13 protein-coding genes are annotated in these 14,177 nt (G+C 63.9%); 7 read left to right on the forward strand and 6 right to left on the reverse strand.

Annotated features, from left to right (window positions below; genetic code table 11):
* Positions 1-68 precede the first annotated feature (68 nt).
* From rpoZ to NMB41_RS06115, 3 genes are all read right to left on the reverse strand, one after another.
* Positions 69-272, reverse strand: a complete 204-nt coding sequence (rpoZ, locus tag NMB41_RS06105; protein WP_193688750.1) for a DNA-directed RNA polymerase subunit omega — start codon at positions 270-272, stop codon at positions 69-71.
* A gap of 52 nt (positions 273-324) precedes the next feature.
* Positions 325-969: a guanylate kinase gene (gene gmk, locus NMB41_RS06110; RefSeq protein ID WP_494381583.1), complete on the reverse strand. Its 645-nt coding sequence runs from the start codon at positions 967-969 to the stop codon at positions 325-327.
* A gap of 186 nt (positions 970-1,155) precedes the next feature.
* A complete protein-coding gene (locus NMB41_RS06115) occupies positions 1,156-2,043 on the reverse strand; it encodes a YicC/YloC family endoribonuclease (protein ID WP_494381584.1) in 888 nt (295 codons plus the stop codon).
* Positions 2,044-2,243: 200 nt separating this feature from the next.
* Between NMB41_RS06115 and NMB41_RS06120 the strand changes: the two genes are divergently transcribed.
* The 5 genes from NMB41_RS06120 to hemW all read left to right on the forward strand — a co-directional run bounded on the left by NMB41_RS06120 (position 2,244) and on the right by hemW (position 6,830).
* Entirely contained in the window at positions 2,244-3,215 is a 972-nt protein-coding gene (locus NMB41_RS06120) for a serine/threonine-protein kinase (RefSeq protein ID WP_494381585.1), read from the forward strand.
* Positions 3,216-3,257: 42 nt separating this feature from the next.
* Positions 3,258-4,187, forward strand: coding sequence for a PP2C family protein-serine/threonine phosphatase (locus NMB41_RS06125; protein WP_494381586.1), 930 nt, complete (start codon positions 3,258-3,260; stop codon positions 4,185-4,187).
* A 12-nt stretch (positions 4,188-4,199) separates the two neighbouring features.
* The gene (gene rph, locus NMB41_RS06130; protein WP_494381587.1) at positions 4,200-4,931 is read left to right on the forward strand and encodes a ribonuclease PH; all 732 of its coding nucleotides are present in this window, start codon (positions 4,200-4,202) and stop codon (positions 4,929-4,931) included.
* A 76-nt stretch (positions 4,932-5,007) separates the two neighbouring features.
* Positions 5,008-5,592 carry an RdgB/HAM1 family non-canonical purine NTP pyrophosphatase gene (gene rdgB, locus NMB41_RS06135; RefSeq protein ID WP_494381588.1) on the forward strand — a complete coding sequence of 195 codons (585 nt, stop codon included), beginning with the start codon at positions 5,008-5,010 and terminating at the stop codon, positions 5,590-5,592.
* Complete coding sequence (gene hemW, locus NMB41_RS06140) at positions 5,589-6,830, forward strand: radical SAM family heme chaperone HemW (RefSeq protein ID WP_494381589.1); 1,242 nt, start codon at positions 5,589-5,591, stop codon at positions 6,828-6,830. The genes rdgB and hemW overlap by 4 nt, the downstream gene beginning before the upstream one ends.
* Positions 6,831-6,965: 135 nt before the next feature.
* Here hemW and NMB41_RS06145 read toward each other — a convergent pair whose 3' ends face one another.
* Positions 6,966-7,799, reverse strand: a complete 834-nt coding sequence (locus NMB41_RS06145) for a M28 family peptidase (RefSeq protein ID WP_494381590.1) — start codon at positions 7,797-7,799, stop codon at positions 6,966-6,968.
* 336 nt (positions 7,800-8,135) lie between these two features.
* On the opposite strand from NMB41_RS06145, the gene NMB41_RS06150 reads away from it, so the two are divergent.
* Complete coding sequence (locus NMB41_RS06150) at positions 8,136-10,157, forward strand: TonB-dependent receptor (protein WP_494381591.1); 2,022 nt, start codon at positions 8,136-8,138, stop codon at positions 10,155-10,157.
* Between the two features lie 64 nt (positions 10,158-10,221).
* On the opposite strand, the gene NMB41_RS06155 is transcribed toward NMB41_RS06150, so the two are convergent.
* Entirely contained in the window at positions 10,222-11,271 is a 1,050-nt protein-coding gene (locus NMB41_RS06155) for an ABC transporter ATP-binding protein (RefSeq protein ID WP_494381592.1), read from the reverse strand.
* A gap of 54 nt (positions 11,272-11,325) precedes the next feature.
* Here NMB41_RS06155 and NMB41_RS06160 point away from each other — a divergent pair, with 54 nt between their 5' ends.
* A complete protein-coding gene (locus tag NMB41_RS06160; RefSeq protein ID WP_494381593.1) occupies positions 11,326-12,966 on the forward strand; it encodes an ABC transporter permease in 1,641 nt (546 codons plus the stop codon).
* Positions 12,967-13,059: 93 nt separating this feature from the next.
* Here NMB41_RS06160 and NMB41_RS06165 read toward each other — a convergent pair whose 3' ends face one another.
* Complete coding sequence (locus NMB41_RS06165) at positions 13,060-14,076, reverse strand: Fe(3+) ABC transporter substrate-binding protein (RefSeq protein ID WP_494381594.1); 1,017 nt, start codon at positions 14,074-14,076, stop codon at positions 13,060-13,062.
* Positions 14,077-14,177: the final 101 nt, after the last annotated feature.

Genomic DNA, 14,177 nt, shown 5'->3' on the forward strand with positions numbered 1-14,177 from the left:
TGTCGATCAGCGGTGTAGTGACAGAATAACAGAAGTGAGGGTCGACACAGTCAGGCGCACCGGGGCTATTACATTGGCACTTTTTTCAGCATTTCGACGCCGACTTTACCGGCGGCGATTTCGCGCAGGGCGACGACGGTCGGCTTGTCCTTGGCTTCGACTTTCGGGGTGTGACCCTGCAGCAGCTGGCGCGCGCGGTAGGTCGCAGCCAGGGTCAGCTGGAAGCGGTTAGGGATGTTTTTGAGGCAATCTTCGATGGTGATACGGGCCATTTGTAGCTCCTGGATAGACAATATAACGACGACGCGTCAACGACGCGAAGGATTACGTTGGTTGGTGCGCGTGGATTCCCAGCTGGGCAAACAGCGAGGCGTTGCGGGCTGCCTGTTGGGCGAAGCGGCAACGTGTCGCCTGGACAATCGCCCGCAGCTCGGACAGGGCGACATTGAACTCTTCGTTGATGATAGCATATTCGAACTCGGGAGCGTGAGCGATCTCACCCCCGGCAGCCAGTAAACGGCGCGTGATGATGTGCGGTTCGTCGGTGCCGCGCTTGTGCAGGCGTTGCTCGAGCGCCTCGATCGACGGCGGCAGGATGAAAATGCCGGACGCATCGGGGAATTGCTTCTTCACCTGGCGCGCGCCTTGCCAGTCGATTTCCAGCAGGATATCGGTGCCGGTCTTCATCTTGTCTTCCACGGTCAGGCGGCTGGTGCCGTAGTAATTGCCGTGCACTTCAGCCCATTCCAGGAACTCGCCACGCTCGGCGCGGGCGACGAAATCCTCGGCGCTCGTGAAATGGTATTCGCGGCCATCCTGCTCGCCCGGACGCGGCGCTCGCGTGGTGGTCGAGATCGACAGCTGGATGCCCGGCTCCTGCGCCAGCAGCGCGTTGACCAGGGTCGATTTGCCGGCGCCGGAAGGTGCGGCGACGACGAACAGGCTGCCGGAGAAAGCGGTGGTGATCATGGGGTGGTCCTTTGTTTCTGCGAATTCATGTCGCGATTGTTCATCATAGTGCTGAACGCGTGGGCGGGAAACCCGCCCACCCTACGTGTATGCCAGTAATTTCACCGATATACCCGTAGGGTGGGCGGGTCCCCCGCCCACGCGTTCAAGCGGCGCGTGCAAACCACGCCGCCATTCAAATTGTGATTACTCCAGGTTCTGCACCTGCTCCCGCATCTGCTCGATCAGGAGTTTGAGTTCCATCGACGCATCCGCCAGCTCCTTCACCGAGGCCTTGGCGCCCAGCGTATTGGCTTCGCGGTTCAGCTCCTGCATCATGAAGTCGAGGCGCTTGCCGACCTGGCCGCCTTTTTTCAGGATGTGGCGCGTCTCGTTCAGGTGCGCGGACAGGCGCGACAATTCTTCGGAAACGTCGATCCGGATGCCATACAAAGTGACTTCCTGGCGAATCCGCTCGAATACTTCCTGGCGCGTCAGCGTCGACGGGTTGCCGTGGCCGGCCAGGCCCAGCGCGTCCTGCATGCGCTCGACCGCCTTTTGCTGGAATTGCGAAATCACCTGGGGAATGAGCGGGGTGATGCGCTTGACGATCGCTTCCATCGAATCGATGCGCGACTGCAGCATCGTTTCCAGGGCCGCGCCTTCGCGGCGACGGCTGTCGACGAAGGCGGCGATCGTTTTCGCGGTGAGGGCGGCAACATCGGCCTGGAGCGACTCCTGGCCGATGTGCGCTTCCTCGACCACGCCGGGCCAGCGCAGCAGTTCGGCCACCGTCATCGGCTGCGCTTGCGTGAAGTGCTGCGTGACCTCGGCCTGCAGGCGCGCCAGGTCGGCCAGCAATTCCGCATTCAGCGCCTGGGCGCCGCCGGCGACCTTGCGGCCGAAGGACAGGCGCGCTTCGACCTTGCCACGCGTGATGGCGGCCATGATGGCGGCGCGCAGGTCCGGTTCCAGCGCGCGCAGCTCGTCGTTAATGCGGAACTGAAGATCGAGGAAGCGCGAATTGACGCTCTTGATTTCGATCGTGAGGGTGCCGGCAGCGCCTTCGCTGGTGGCGACCGCATAACCTGTCATGCTTGAAATGCTCAATTCTGTCCCCGGTTTTTAGAGCGCCTACCAAAAGCCCCATGGCGGCGTTGCATTCGTCTCGCCGTACTAAAGTACTGTCTTCGACGAATGCGCCTTGCCCTGGAACTTTTGGTCGACGCTCTTTATTCTTTACAAGACCGACATTTATCCACACAATCGCCGTGTTATGCAAGGAACTCTTCAGTATGGCCGCACAAAATAACGCACCCTTGCCGGAAGGGCTGGAGATTGCCGGATATCGCATTGTAAAGAAAATCGCGTCTGGCGGGTTCAGTATTGTCTATCTTGCATATGATGGCGAGGGCAATGCCGTCGCCATCAAGGAATACCTGCCCAGCGCGCTGGCATTGCGCCAGCCCGGCGAACTCGCACCCGTCATCGCGAGGCCCAACCAGCCCCTGTTCCGGATCGGCCTGAAGTGCTTTTTCGAAGAGGGGCGGGCACTGGCGCGCATCAACCATCCGAACGTGGTGCGCATCGTGAACTTCTTCCGCGCCAACGACACGGTGTACATGGTGATGGCCTACGAATCGGGCCAGTCGCTGCAGGAACACATCGCCCGCACCAGGGGAAAAGGCGAGCGCCTCGGCGAAAGCTTCATCCGCAAGACCTTCGACGGCGTCTGCCGCGGCCTGCGCGAAACCCATGCGAACAAGCTGCTGCACCTGGATTTAAAGCCGGCCAACATCTACCTGCGCAGCGACGGCTCGCCCATCCTGCTCGACTTCGGCGCCGCGCGCCAGGCGGTCGGGGTGGACGCGCCGATGCTCGCGCCCATGTATACGCCCGGCTTCGCGCCGCCCGACCTGTACGCCAAGGGCCTGGCGCTCGGTCCCTGGTCCGATATCTACAGCCTCGGCGCGGCCATGTTCGCCTGCATGACGAGCGCGCCGCCGCAGGCGGCCGATGCACGCAAACTCGACGACAAGCTGGGTGCGCAGTTCGATCAGCTCGCGCTCCTCTACTCGCCCGAGCTGGTAGCGGTGGTGCGCGCCTGCCTCGCGCTCGATCCGATGGCGCGCCCGCAGAGCGTGTTCGCGGTACAGAAGGTGCTGCAGGCAGCGCCCGCCATGCCGAGCGCCGCCGCACCGCAAGAAGCGGCCGCGCCTGCCGGCGGCCTGCGCGGCCTGGTCAAGCGCGCCCTCAAGCGCCGCTAGCCAGTCATTCAATTACGCCTATCAAGGCAACCAGGAGCCAGAATGCAGTTTTCCGTCTACCAGCAAAGCCATATCGGCGGGCGCAAGGTCAACCAGGACCGCATGGGCTACTGCTTCACGCGCGACGCGCTGCTGCTGGTGCTGGCCGACGGCATGGGCGGCCACCAGCATGGCGAGATCGCCGCGACCATCGCGATGCAAACTTTGTCGATGATGTTCCAGATGCAGGCCCGGCCCTATATCAAGAAGCCGGAGCGCTTCCTCGAGGAAGCCTTCCAGCAGGCGCACCGCGACATCCTCGCCTACACCGCGCGCCACAAGCTGCCGGAAAGCCCGCGCACGACGGTCGTCGCCTGCCTGGTGCAGCACAACTGCGCGGTCTGGGCCCACTGCGGCGACTCGCGCCTGTATTGGGTGCGCGGCAACGGCGTGCTGGCGCAGACGCGCGACCACTCGCACCTCGAATACCTGATCGCCAAGGGCCTGGCCAGTCCCGCCGATCGCGCAAGCCACCCCGACCGCAACAAGCTGTATAACTGCATCGGCGCCGGCACCACGCCGCGCGTCGAGCTCTCGCGCCAGGCCGGCCTGGAGCCGGGCGACGTGCTGCTGCTGTGTTCCGACGGCCTGTGGTCGATGGTGCCGGATGCCGAGATCGTGCAAAAGCTCGCCACCGGCACCGTGGTGCAGGCCGTACCCGAGCTGGTGTCGATGGCAGTCAACATCGGCGGCCCGCGCGCCGACAACACGACCGCGCTGGCCATCAGCTGGCAGGGCGCGGATAACGCCGGCGGCGCCGGCCCGAACGTGATCTCGACCCAGATGCTGCCGGAGGACCAGGTCAGCAGCACGATCAGTAACGTCGATGCCGCCATCGACCCGAATGCCGATCCTTTCGACGAAGACGAGATCGAAAAGGCGATTGCCGAAATCAACCAGGCGATCGAGAAGTCGTCCCAATTACTCAAATAACGAAAGTCCCCCATGTCCTTTACAACCCGCCCGAGCGGCCGCGCCGTCGACCAGCTGCGCAGCATCCGCATCACCCGCCAGTACACCAAGCATGCCGAGGGGTCGGTGTTGATCGAATGCGGCGACACCAAGGTGATCTGCACCGCCAGCATCGAAGAGAAGGTGCCCGGCTTTTTGAAGGGCAAGGGGCAGGGCTGGCTGACGGCCGAATACGGCATGCTGCCGCGCTCGACCCACACGCGCATGGACCGCGAAGCCGCGCGCGGCAAGCAGTCCGGCCGCACCCAGGAAATCCAGCGCCTGATCGGCCGCTCGCTGCGCGCCGCCTTCGACCTCGAGGCCTTCGGCGAGCGTACCCTGCACCTGGACTGCGACGTGATCCAGGCCGACGGCGGCACCCGCACCGCGGCGATCACCGGCGCCATGGTCGCCGCCTACGACGCCTTCAACGCGCTGGTGGCGCGCGGGCTGCTGCCGGCTGTGCCGGTGAAGCATTTCTTGGCCGCGATCTCGGTGGGCGTGTATCAGGGCATGCCGGTGCTGGATCTCGACTATGTCGAGGATTCGGGCTGCGATACCGACATGAACGTGGTCATGACCGAAGCGGGGCATTTCATTGAAGTGCAGGGAACGGCCGAAGGCGCGGCGTTTGACCGCGCGGGCATGAATCGTTTGCTGGATCTGGCGCAGGGCGGGATTGCGGAGCTGGTGCGCCTGCAGAAAGGCGCGCTCGGCATCGTCTGATCCATGATGTGCGACGACCGCGGTCGCGGCGAAGGGGTAAAATACCCGCTTCTGTTCCCTCCGCATCGCTCCCACCATGACCCAACGCCTCATCCTCGCCTCCAACAACGCCGGCAAGCTCAAGGAATTCCAGCAAATCCTCGGCCCCATCGGCTTCACCCTGCATCCGCAAGGCGAATTCGACGTCCCGGAAGCGGAGGAGCCGCACGCCACTTTTGTGGAAAATGCGCTGGAAAAGGCGCGCCACGCCGCACGCCTGACCGGCCTGCCGGCGCTGGCCGACGACTCCGGCGTGTGCGTGAATGCGCTCGGCGGCGCGCCGGGCGTGTACTCGGCGCGCTTCGCGGGCGAGCCGAAATCGGACGCGCGCAACAACGAGAAGCTGGTGGCCGACCTGGCCGACAAAGAAGACAAGTCGGCCTATTACTACTGCGTGCTGGTCTACGTGCGCCACGCCGACGACCCGCAGCCGGTGATTGCCGACGGCCGCTGGGATGGCGAAATCATCGCCACGCCGCGCGGCGAGAACGGCTTCGGCTACGACCCGTACTTCCTGATTCCCGCACTCGGCAAGACCACGGCCGAACTCACGCCCGATGAGAAGAACGCGCGCTCGCACCGTGGCCAGGCCCTGCGCGCGCTGGTCGAGAAACTGCGATGATCCCGATTAAAGTCGCGGGCGCGCAAGTGGGCGAAGCCCGTTCGCCGGCCCAGGCCGCGCTGCAATACCTGCAGCCGGGCGCCCTCAATCTGACTGCCTTGCCGCCGCTCTCGCTCTACATCCACTTCCCGTGGTGCGTGCGCAAATGCCCGTATTGCGACTTCAATTCGCACGAAGCGAAGGGCGAACTGCCGGAACAGGAATACCTCGACGCCGTGCGCCTCGACCTCGAGCAGTCGCTGCCCCTGATCTGGGGCCGCAAGATCCACACCGTCTTTATCGGCGGCGGCACGCCCAGCCTGATGTCGGCCGCCGGGCTGGATCGATTGCTGTCGGACGTGCGCACGCTGCTGCCGCTGGAAATCAATGCCGAGATCACGATGGAAGCCAACCCCGGCACCTTCGAGATCGAGAAGTTCCGTCACTACCGCGACAGCGGCGTGAACCGTCTCTCGATCGGCATCCAGAGCTTCAACGCCGAGCACCTGAAATCGCTGGGCCGCATCCACGACGAGCGCGAAGCCCTGCGCGCGGTCGAGATCGCACACTCTACTTTTGAGAACTTCAACCTCGACCTGATGTACGCGCTGCCCTCGCAAACGCTGGCGCAGGCCGAGTCGGATTTGAAAACGGCGCTGTCGTTCGCGCCGCCGCATCTGTCGCTCTACCACCTGACGATGGAGCCGAACACGGTGTTTGCGAAGTACCCGCCCGCGCTGCCGGACGACGACGCCAGCGCCGACATGCAGGACATGATCGCGGAGAGGATGCAGGCCGCCGGCTACGAGCACTACGAAGTCTCGGCCTATGCGCAGCCGGGAAAGCGTGCGAACCACAACCTCAATTACTGGAATTTCGGCGACTACCTCGGCATCGGCGCAGGCGCCCATTCGAAGATCTCGTTCCCGCACCGCATCCTGCGCCAGGCGCGCTTCAAGCAGCCGGCCTCCTTCATGGAGGCGGCGAAGCGCGGCAACCCGGTTCAGGAAGAGCACGAGATCGCGCGCGCCGACATGGGCTTCGAGTTCATGCTCAACACGCTGCGCCTGACGGCCGGCTTCGATCCGAATTTGTTCGGCGAGCGGACCGGCATGAGCATCACGGCGATCAGCAAAGCGCTCGACGCCGCCGAAGCAAAGGCTCTGCTGTACCGCGACTTCAAGCTGATCCGTCCGACGGAACTTGGCCAACGCTTTCTCAATGATCTGCAGGAGATGTTCCTCGCTGAAGGGAAATAAAGCGCGGCGGGCGCCGGGTAGACACGATCTTCGTTGATGCGGCGCTGCTGTAACGCGTGGACTCCCGAGTCCACGCGTATAAACGTACCGCACCCCGGAACCCCTGCAGCAAGCGCACGCGAGCTACCCCTGATCCTACCCCTTCGCCGCCCCCGCCAGCCCGGCAATCGTCTTCGCCAGCCCCGTCACCACTCGCGCCAGGCTTTCGTAGTCGAGCTTGTCGGCCGTATCCTCGGCGGTGTGATGGTAGGGATAGCGCATGAAGGCCGTATCCGTGACCATCAGGGCCGGATAGCCCTGCCGGTTATCCGCGCTGTGGTCGGCCAGCGTGACGCCGGTGGTATGCGCCGGCGCCGCCAGCCCATGCGCCGGAATTTCCGGCGCGGCCCGGAACGCCGCCAGCGCCTCGCGCACCAGTGCCGAGGACTCCAGCGTGCCGACAAAGGCGATGAAATTGCCCGTACCCGGATAGCGTCCCTCCGGCCATTTTCCGCCCCTTGGCCCGGGCGGTTCTTCGTTCACGAAGAAGACGAAGCGCACCTCGGTGCCGGCGGCGGGCTGCATGGTGCTCAGCATGCGCGCAAGTTCCAGCACAGCCGCCGTGCCACTGCCATTGTCGTTGGCGCCGAGTGACCCGTACGCCGCATGGTAATGAGCGCCGACGATGAATATACGCTCCGGGCGCTTGTCGGGTGCGGCACTGCTGAGTAGGGCTTCGATATTGCGCACGCGCTGCCCGCGCGTCAGGTATGCCTGGCGCGTGATCCGGTAGCCGGCGCGGCCTAGTTCCGTTTCTATATGCGAGGCCGCTTGTTCGAGCGTGGCGGGCGGCCTCATATTATGTTCGCTCGACGCGATCGCGTTGACATGCCGGTGCAGGCGCCCGGCCAGGCTGCTGGCGGCAGCGGCGGGATCCGGACGCACGGCCAGCGCCGCCACCAGGAGGAGCAGAATGAGCGCAAGGATCAATTTCCAGTGTGAGTGAAAAAAGCTTCGCATGGCAGTCTTTCGGCGGCGTGGATGAGGACCCCCCCTGATAGACCGGTTTGTTCCAGCGGAGTTCAGCCGCGCAGCACGCACGGTGTTCCCCGGCGCGTGCCATACCAGCGCCACGGGTTCGTCCACCGCTTGCACGTGCCCGTCAATGCGTGTTGCAAAATCTAACTTGCAAACAAGCACATCTGGTAATATTATTGCGAATTATTCTCATTCTCGTTCTCATCGCATATGATTTTTTCTTTGACAATTTTCCGGCCAACTCCCGTCGCGCTTGCCGTGGCAAGTTCACTCCTGGGCAGCGCAGCGATGGCACAGGAGAATCAAGCAAGTCCAATGGCTGTCGTTGAAGTACTTGGCGCTGCCAACAATGGCTATGTTGAAAAATTTTCTCTTAGCGCGATGAAGACCGATACGCTGCTGCGCGATACCCCGCAATCGGTGACGGTGATTACGCGCCAATTGATGAATGACCAGGCCATGCAGAGCATCGCCGACGCGATCCGCTATATGCCAGGGATTGTCACAGCGCAGGGGGAAGGGAATCGCGACACGGCCGTATTTCGCGGCAACAGCTCGACCGGCGATTTTTTCATCGATGGCATGCGTGACGACGTGCAGTACTACCGCGACTTTTACAATATCGACAGCATCGAGGCCATCAAGGGCGCCAATGCAATGATCTTCGGCCGTGGCGGTTCGGGTGGCGTGATCAATCGCGTCAGCAAGCAGCCGGGCCGGACGCCGTTGTTCGATGCCACGTTCAGCGCAGGCTCGTTTGGCCACAAGCGAGCCGCGGTCGATGTCGGTGGGACAACAAGTGCGGACCTGGCGCTGCGCGTGAACGCCATGGCCGAGCGATCGGACAGCTATCGCGATGGCGTTACGCTCGAGCGAAAAGGCATCAATCCGACAATGACGCTGCGCGCCGGCAAGAACACCCGCGTCAGCCTTGGCTACGAGCACTTCCGTGACGACCGCATCGCCGACCGCGGCGTGCCATCGCTGAATGGACACCCGTACGCTGCCGGCGAGTCGACCTTCTTTGGTAACGCCGAGCTGAGTCCGACGGGCGTGCGCGTGAACGCTGTTTCGGCCTATGTCGAGCATGATGCCGGCAACGGCCTCGTGCTGCGCAACCGGACCCGGCTTGCCAACTATGACAAGTTCTACCAGAACGTCTATGCCAATGGCGCCGTCAACGCCGCTACCGGCCGTCTCGCCGTGGGCGCTTATCACGATGCGACCGAGCGCACCAACCTGTTCAACCAGACCGACCTGACCTACGCGCTCGCGACCGGCAGCATAACGCACAAGCTTGCCGGTGGCATCGAGGTGGGGCGCCAGGAAACCGATAACATGCGTCGCGCCGGTGTGTTTGCGGGCAGCCCGAGCGTGTCCGTCGGCAGTCCGACCTACACCGGCGCGGTGGGCTTCCCGGCGGCGACTACCAGCAATGAAAGTGCGGCCAACGTTGCATCGGTATATGTGCAGGACCAGATCGTGTTTTCGCCCCAGTGGCAGGCTGTGGCAGGCTTGCGCTACGACCGCTTCAGCGTGGATTTCAACAACCGCCTGGCCACCACCGGTGCACGGTTCAAGGTCGTCGACACGCCGGTCTCCCCACGTTTCGGCCTGATTTACAAGCCGGTCGATGTTATGTCGCTTTACGCCAGCTTCAGCCGCGCCTACGTGCCGCGCGCCGGCGATCAGCTCACCTCGCTCACCCCGAGCAACCGCGCTTTCGATCCTGAGAAATTCGACAATGCCGAAGTCGGCATGAAGTGGGATGTGACCCCCCTGCTGGCGGCCAGCGCCGCGCTGTATCAGCTCGACCGTACCAACGTCGTCGTGCCGGGCGCGGTCGCCGGCACCAGCATCCTTGTCGATGGCCAGCGCAGCAGGGGTGTCGAACTGGAATTGTCCGGCCGGCTGACGAAGGCGCTCAGCGTCATGGGGGGCTATGCCTACCAGGACGCCGTGTTGACGGCCGACCAGTCGGCGACCGTGCGCTCCGGCGCCAGGCTGGCCATGGTGCCGAAGCACACGTTCTCACTGTGGAACCGCTACGACTTCAGCGAGCAGCTGGGTTCGGCCTTGGGCGTGGTCTATCGCGACAGCCTGTACACGTCGACCTCGAACACGGTGACGCTGCCCGCGTTTACCCGCTTCGATGGCGCCGTTTACTACCGTTTCAGCAAGCAGTACCGGCTGCAGCTGAACGTGGAAAATCTGTTTGACAAGAAGTACTGGGCATCTGCCCACAACGACAACAACATCACGCCGGGCGCGCCGCGCAGCGTGAAACTGTCGCTGTTCGCCAGCTTCTGAGCATTGTCGCGAACACAACCGGCGCAGGGAGTGGCGGGCGTCAATGTGCCCGACGCGCCCTGCGCTAGCAGGAAAAAGCGACCACGTGATCGACGTCCAGCCGAATCCCGATGCGCTCACCAAGCGCATGGTCATGGTGGCTTGGCACCAGCGACAGCACTTCCTGTCCGCTGGCGAGCCTGAGCGTATAGAGAAATTCGGCGCCGCGGAAGGCCTTGGCAACCACCTCGGCCGTCACGGGGCTGGCGTCATCATGCACGATGTCGTCCGGGCGCAGCAGGACGGTGACGGAATCGCCGCTGCGCCACGGGGTAGGATCAGTTGCCGCAGTGTTGCGCAATTCGCCCAGTTCGATTCCTATCGCGCCCGCAGGCAGGACGCGGCCAGGAACGAATGCGCCCTGGCCGACGAAGTCCGCGACGAAACGGTTCGCCGGGCGGTGATAGAGGTTGTAGGGGGTGTCCCACTGCTGGATCCGGCCCTGGTGCATGACCCCCACCTGGTCGGCCATCGCAAACGCTTCGTGCTGGTCATGCGTTACCAGGACCGCAGTGGTGCCCTCGGCGCGCAAGATGGCACCCACCTCGGCCGCGAGGCGCTCGCGCAGGTCCACGTCGAGGCTGGAGAACGGCTCGTCGAGGAGCAGCAAGCGCGGCCGCGGCCCGAGGGCACGCGCCAGCGCCACGCGCTGCTGCTGGCCGCCCGACAGCTCGTGCGGATACTTGTTTGCGTGGTGGGGCAGGCCCACCAGGTCCAGCAGCGCCTCCACACGCTCCTTGCGGGCAGCGGACGGCAGGGCCCGCAAGCCAAAGGCGATGTTGGCGGCCACGCTCAAATGCGGAAACAGCGAGTAATTCTGGAACACCATGCCAATGCGCCGCCGCTCGGGCGCGACATGGCCGGACGGCGCGCTGACCACTTCGCCGCCGACCCGGATCACACCGGCATCGGGGCGCTCGAATCCCGCGATGCAGCGAAGTACAGTGGTCTTGCCGCAGCCGGAAGGCCCGAGCAGGCAGCCGATCGTTCCTGGCGCCAGGTCGAGCGATAAGCCGTTCACGACAGTATGGTTGCCGTAGGCGTGGGAAAGCTGCTGGAGTTCGAGAAGCGCCATGCTGGTCCGATCGGGCAAAGGACCCATTATAATTCTTTATTTCCTTAGGTTATCGTGGCGAAATCGGCGTTCAACACCCTGCAAGCTGCGGCACTGGTCATCGCGGCGTTGATTGCGGTCCCCTTGCTGACTGTCGCGGCGTCTTTGCTTCCCGGCGCGGCCGGCGATACCTGGATACACCTGGCCGACACCGTGCTCGGGTCCTATATTGCCAGCACCATTTACCTGTGCGCAGTCGTGGGCGCCGCTACGGTCGTCATCGGCACGGGTGCCGCGTGGCTCGTCACCATGCACGACTTCCCCGGGCGGCGCCATTTCGAGTGGGCGCTGGTGCTGCCGCTGGCGGTGCCGACCTACGTAATGGCGTACACGTATACCGACCTGCTTCAGTTCGTCGGGCCGGTGCAGTCCTGGCTGCGCGCCACCTTCGCCCTGGCTCCGGGCAGCTACTGGTTTCCCGATATACGAACCCTTGGCGGTGCGGCCGTGATCTTCACGTTCGTGCTGTATCCGTACGTGTACCTGCTGGCACGCTCGGCGTTCCTGGAGCGGGCCGGCAGCATGCTCGATGTGGGGCGCTCGTTGGGACTGGGACCATGGCGGCGCTTCTTCACGATCGCCGTGCCGCTGGCGCGCCCCGCGATCGCCGCCGGCGCCGCGCTGGCTTTGATGGAAACTTTGGCCGACTACGGCGCCGTGTCGTATTTCGGCGTGCAGACCTTCACGACAGGCATCTACCGCGCCTGGTTCTCACTTGGCGACCGCGAGGCGGCGGCGCAGCTGGCTGCGGCATTGCTGGGCTTCGTGGCCCTGCTGCTGCTGGTGGAGCACCTCAGCCGCGGACGCGCCCGTTTCGAGGTCGCCGGCCAGCGCCGGGCCCTCCATCCGGGCGACCGGCTGACGGGACTGCGCGCCGCCGGCGCGGTCGTGTTCTGCGGCATTCCGCTCGGTGCCGGCTTTCTCGTGCCCGCGGCGGTCTTGCTGCACATGGCACTGACCAGCGGCGACGCGCAGTTTGGGGAACGCTTCCTCGTGCTTGCCCGCAACAGCTTTGTGCTGGCGGCATTGACGGCAGTCCTGGCCGTGGCGATCGCCGTCCTGCTGGCCTATGCCGCACGCATGGCGCGCGGCAGCCTGCACCGCCACGTCAACCGGCTGGCCGGACTTGGCTATGCGCTCTCGGGCACGGTCATTTCCGTTGGCGTGCTGCTGCCGGTGACGCAGCTCGATACCTGGCTGGCCGCGGCCATGACGAACCTGACGGGCCGTAACCCCGGCCTGCTGCTGACCGGGGGCATTGCCGCGCTGGTGTATGCCTATCTGGTGCGCTTCCTGGCCGTTTCGCTGCATGCTGTGGAGGCGGGCCTGGGCAAGATCACCACGTCGATGGATGACGCTGCACGCTCGCTCGGACACGGCGCGCCGGCGACGCTGTGGCGCGTCCACATCCCCATGTTACGGGGCAGCCTGCTGACCGCCGGCCTGCTGGTCTTCGTAGAAGTCATGAAGGAATTGCCGGCAACCTTGGTCATGCGGCCCTTCAATTTCGATACCCTGGCCACCCAGGCCTATGTGCTCGCTTCGGACGAACGCCTGACGGAGGCCTCCACGGCAGCGCTGGCGATTGTCGCCGTCGGGGTGCTGCCCCTGATGTTTCTTACCCGCGAGATCGCACGCAGCCGCCATGGGCGTTGAGCGGCGCCCTCAAAACGACGCAATGCCGTCCAGCCTCGGCCGGACGGCATTGCACGCCCGGTTTCAGCTGCGCACGTTTTTGATAGCAGCGTCTCAGCGCCAGCCGGCGCGGTCGTAAATCTTCTGGACCTCGGCCTGTTTTGCCGCGAGGGTGCCTACCTTGACGGTGTCGGCCTTGAACTTGCCCATTGCCCCCAGCCCGGGATTAATGGTCTTGACGCCGGCGACCACGGGCCACTCATTGTTGCCGTCAGCAAAATACACCTGCGCCTGATCGGATACCAGGTATTCCAGGAACTTGACTGCGGCATCCTTGTTTGGCGCGTTCCTGAGCATGCCTCCGCCCGAAATGTTGATATGGGCGCCAGTGGTTTTCTGGTTCGGCCAGATCACCGTGACGTTTTCCATGATCTTTTTGTCTTCCGGTTTCTCCGACCGCAGCAGGCGCGCCACATAGTACGAATTTGCAAGCGCGACCCCGCATTCGCCCGCAGCCACCGCCTTGATCTGGTCGGTATCGCCGCCTTTCGGCGCGCGTGCGAAATTCTCTACCAGGCCCTTGGCCCAGGCCTGCGTCGTTTGTTCGCCGTGGTGTGCGAGCATTGCTGCGCCCAGCGACAGGTTGTACGGATGGGCGCCGGAGCGCACGCACACCTGTCCCTTGAAATTAGGGCCAGCAAGATCCTCATAGCTCTGCACGGCAGCGGCGTTCACGCGCGACTTGTTGGCCACGATGACACGCGCGCGCTGCGAGAAGGAAAACCAGGTATCGGTGCGTAAGTGCGCCGGAATACGCTGCGTCAACAGCGCCGATTTCACCGGGGCGAACAAGCCCAGTTCCTCGGCCTTGCCCAGCCGGGCAGCGTCGACGGTCAGGAACACGTCCGCCGGGCTGTTGGCGCCCTCGTTGCGCAGGCGCTCGAGCAGCTCATTTTCGCCGGCCTCGATACGGTTGATCTTGATGCCGGTCTGTTTTGTGAAATTCGAGTACAGCGCTTCATCGGTCTGGTAATGGCGCGCGGAGTACAGGTTCAGTACTTTGTCCTGGCCGACGGCGGGCAAGGCCAGCAGCGAGGCGAAGGCAAGGGCTACAAGTTTCTTGGGGCTCACGATGGTCCTGGCGTTGATTAAAACTTGAGGGTACCAAAACCTGAATGCAGATGCAAATCATACTCATTTACGCAGGCGATGAAAGGCCCCCAAAAGTTGTG

Source organism: Massilia sp. FBCC-B171 (assembly GCF_059134155.1).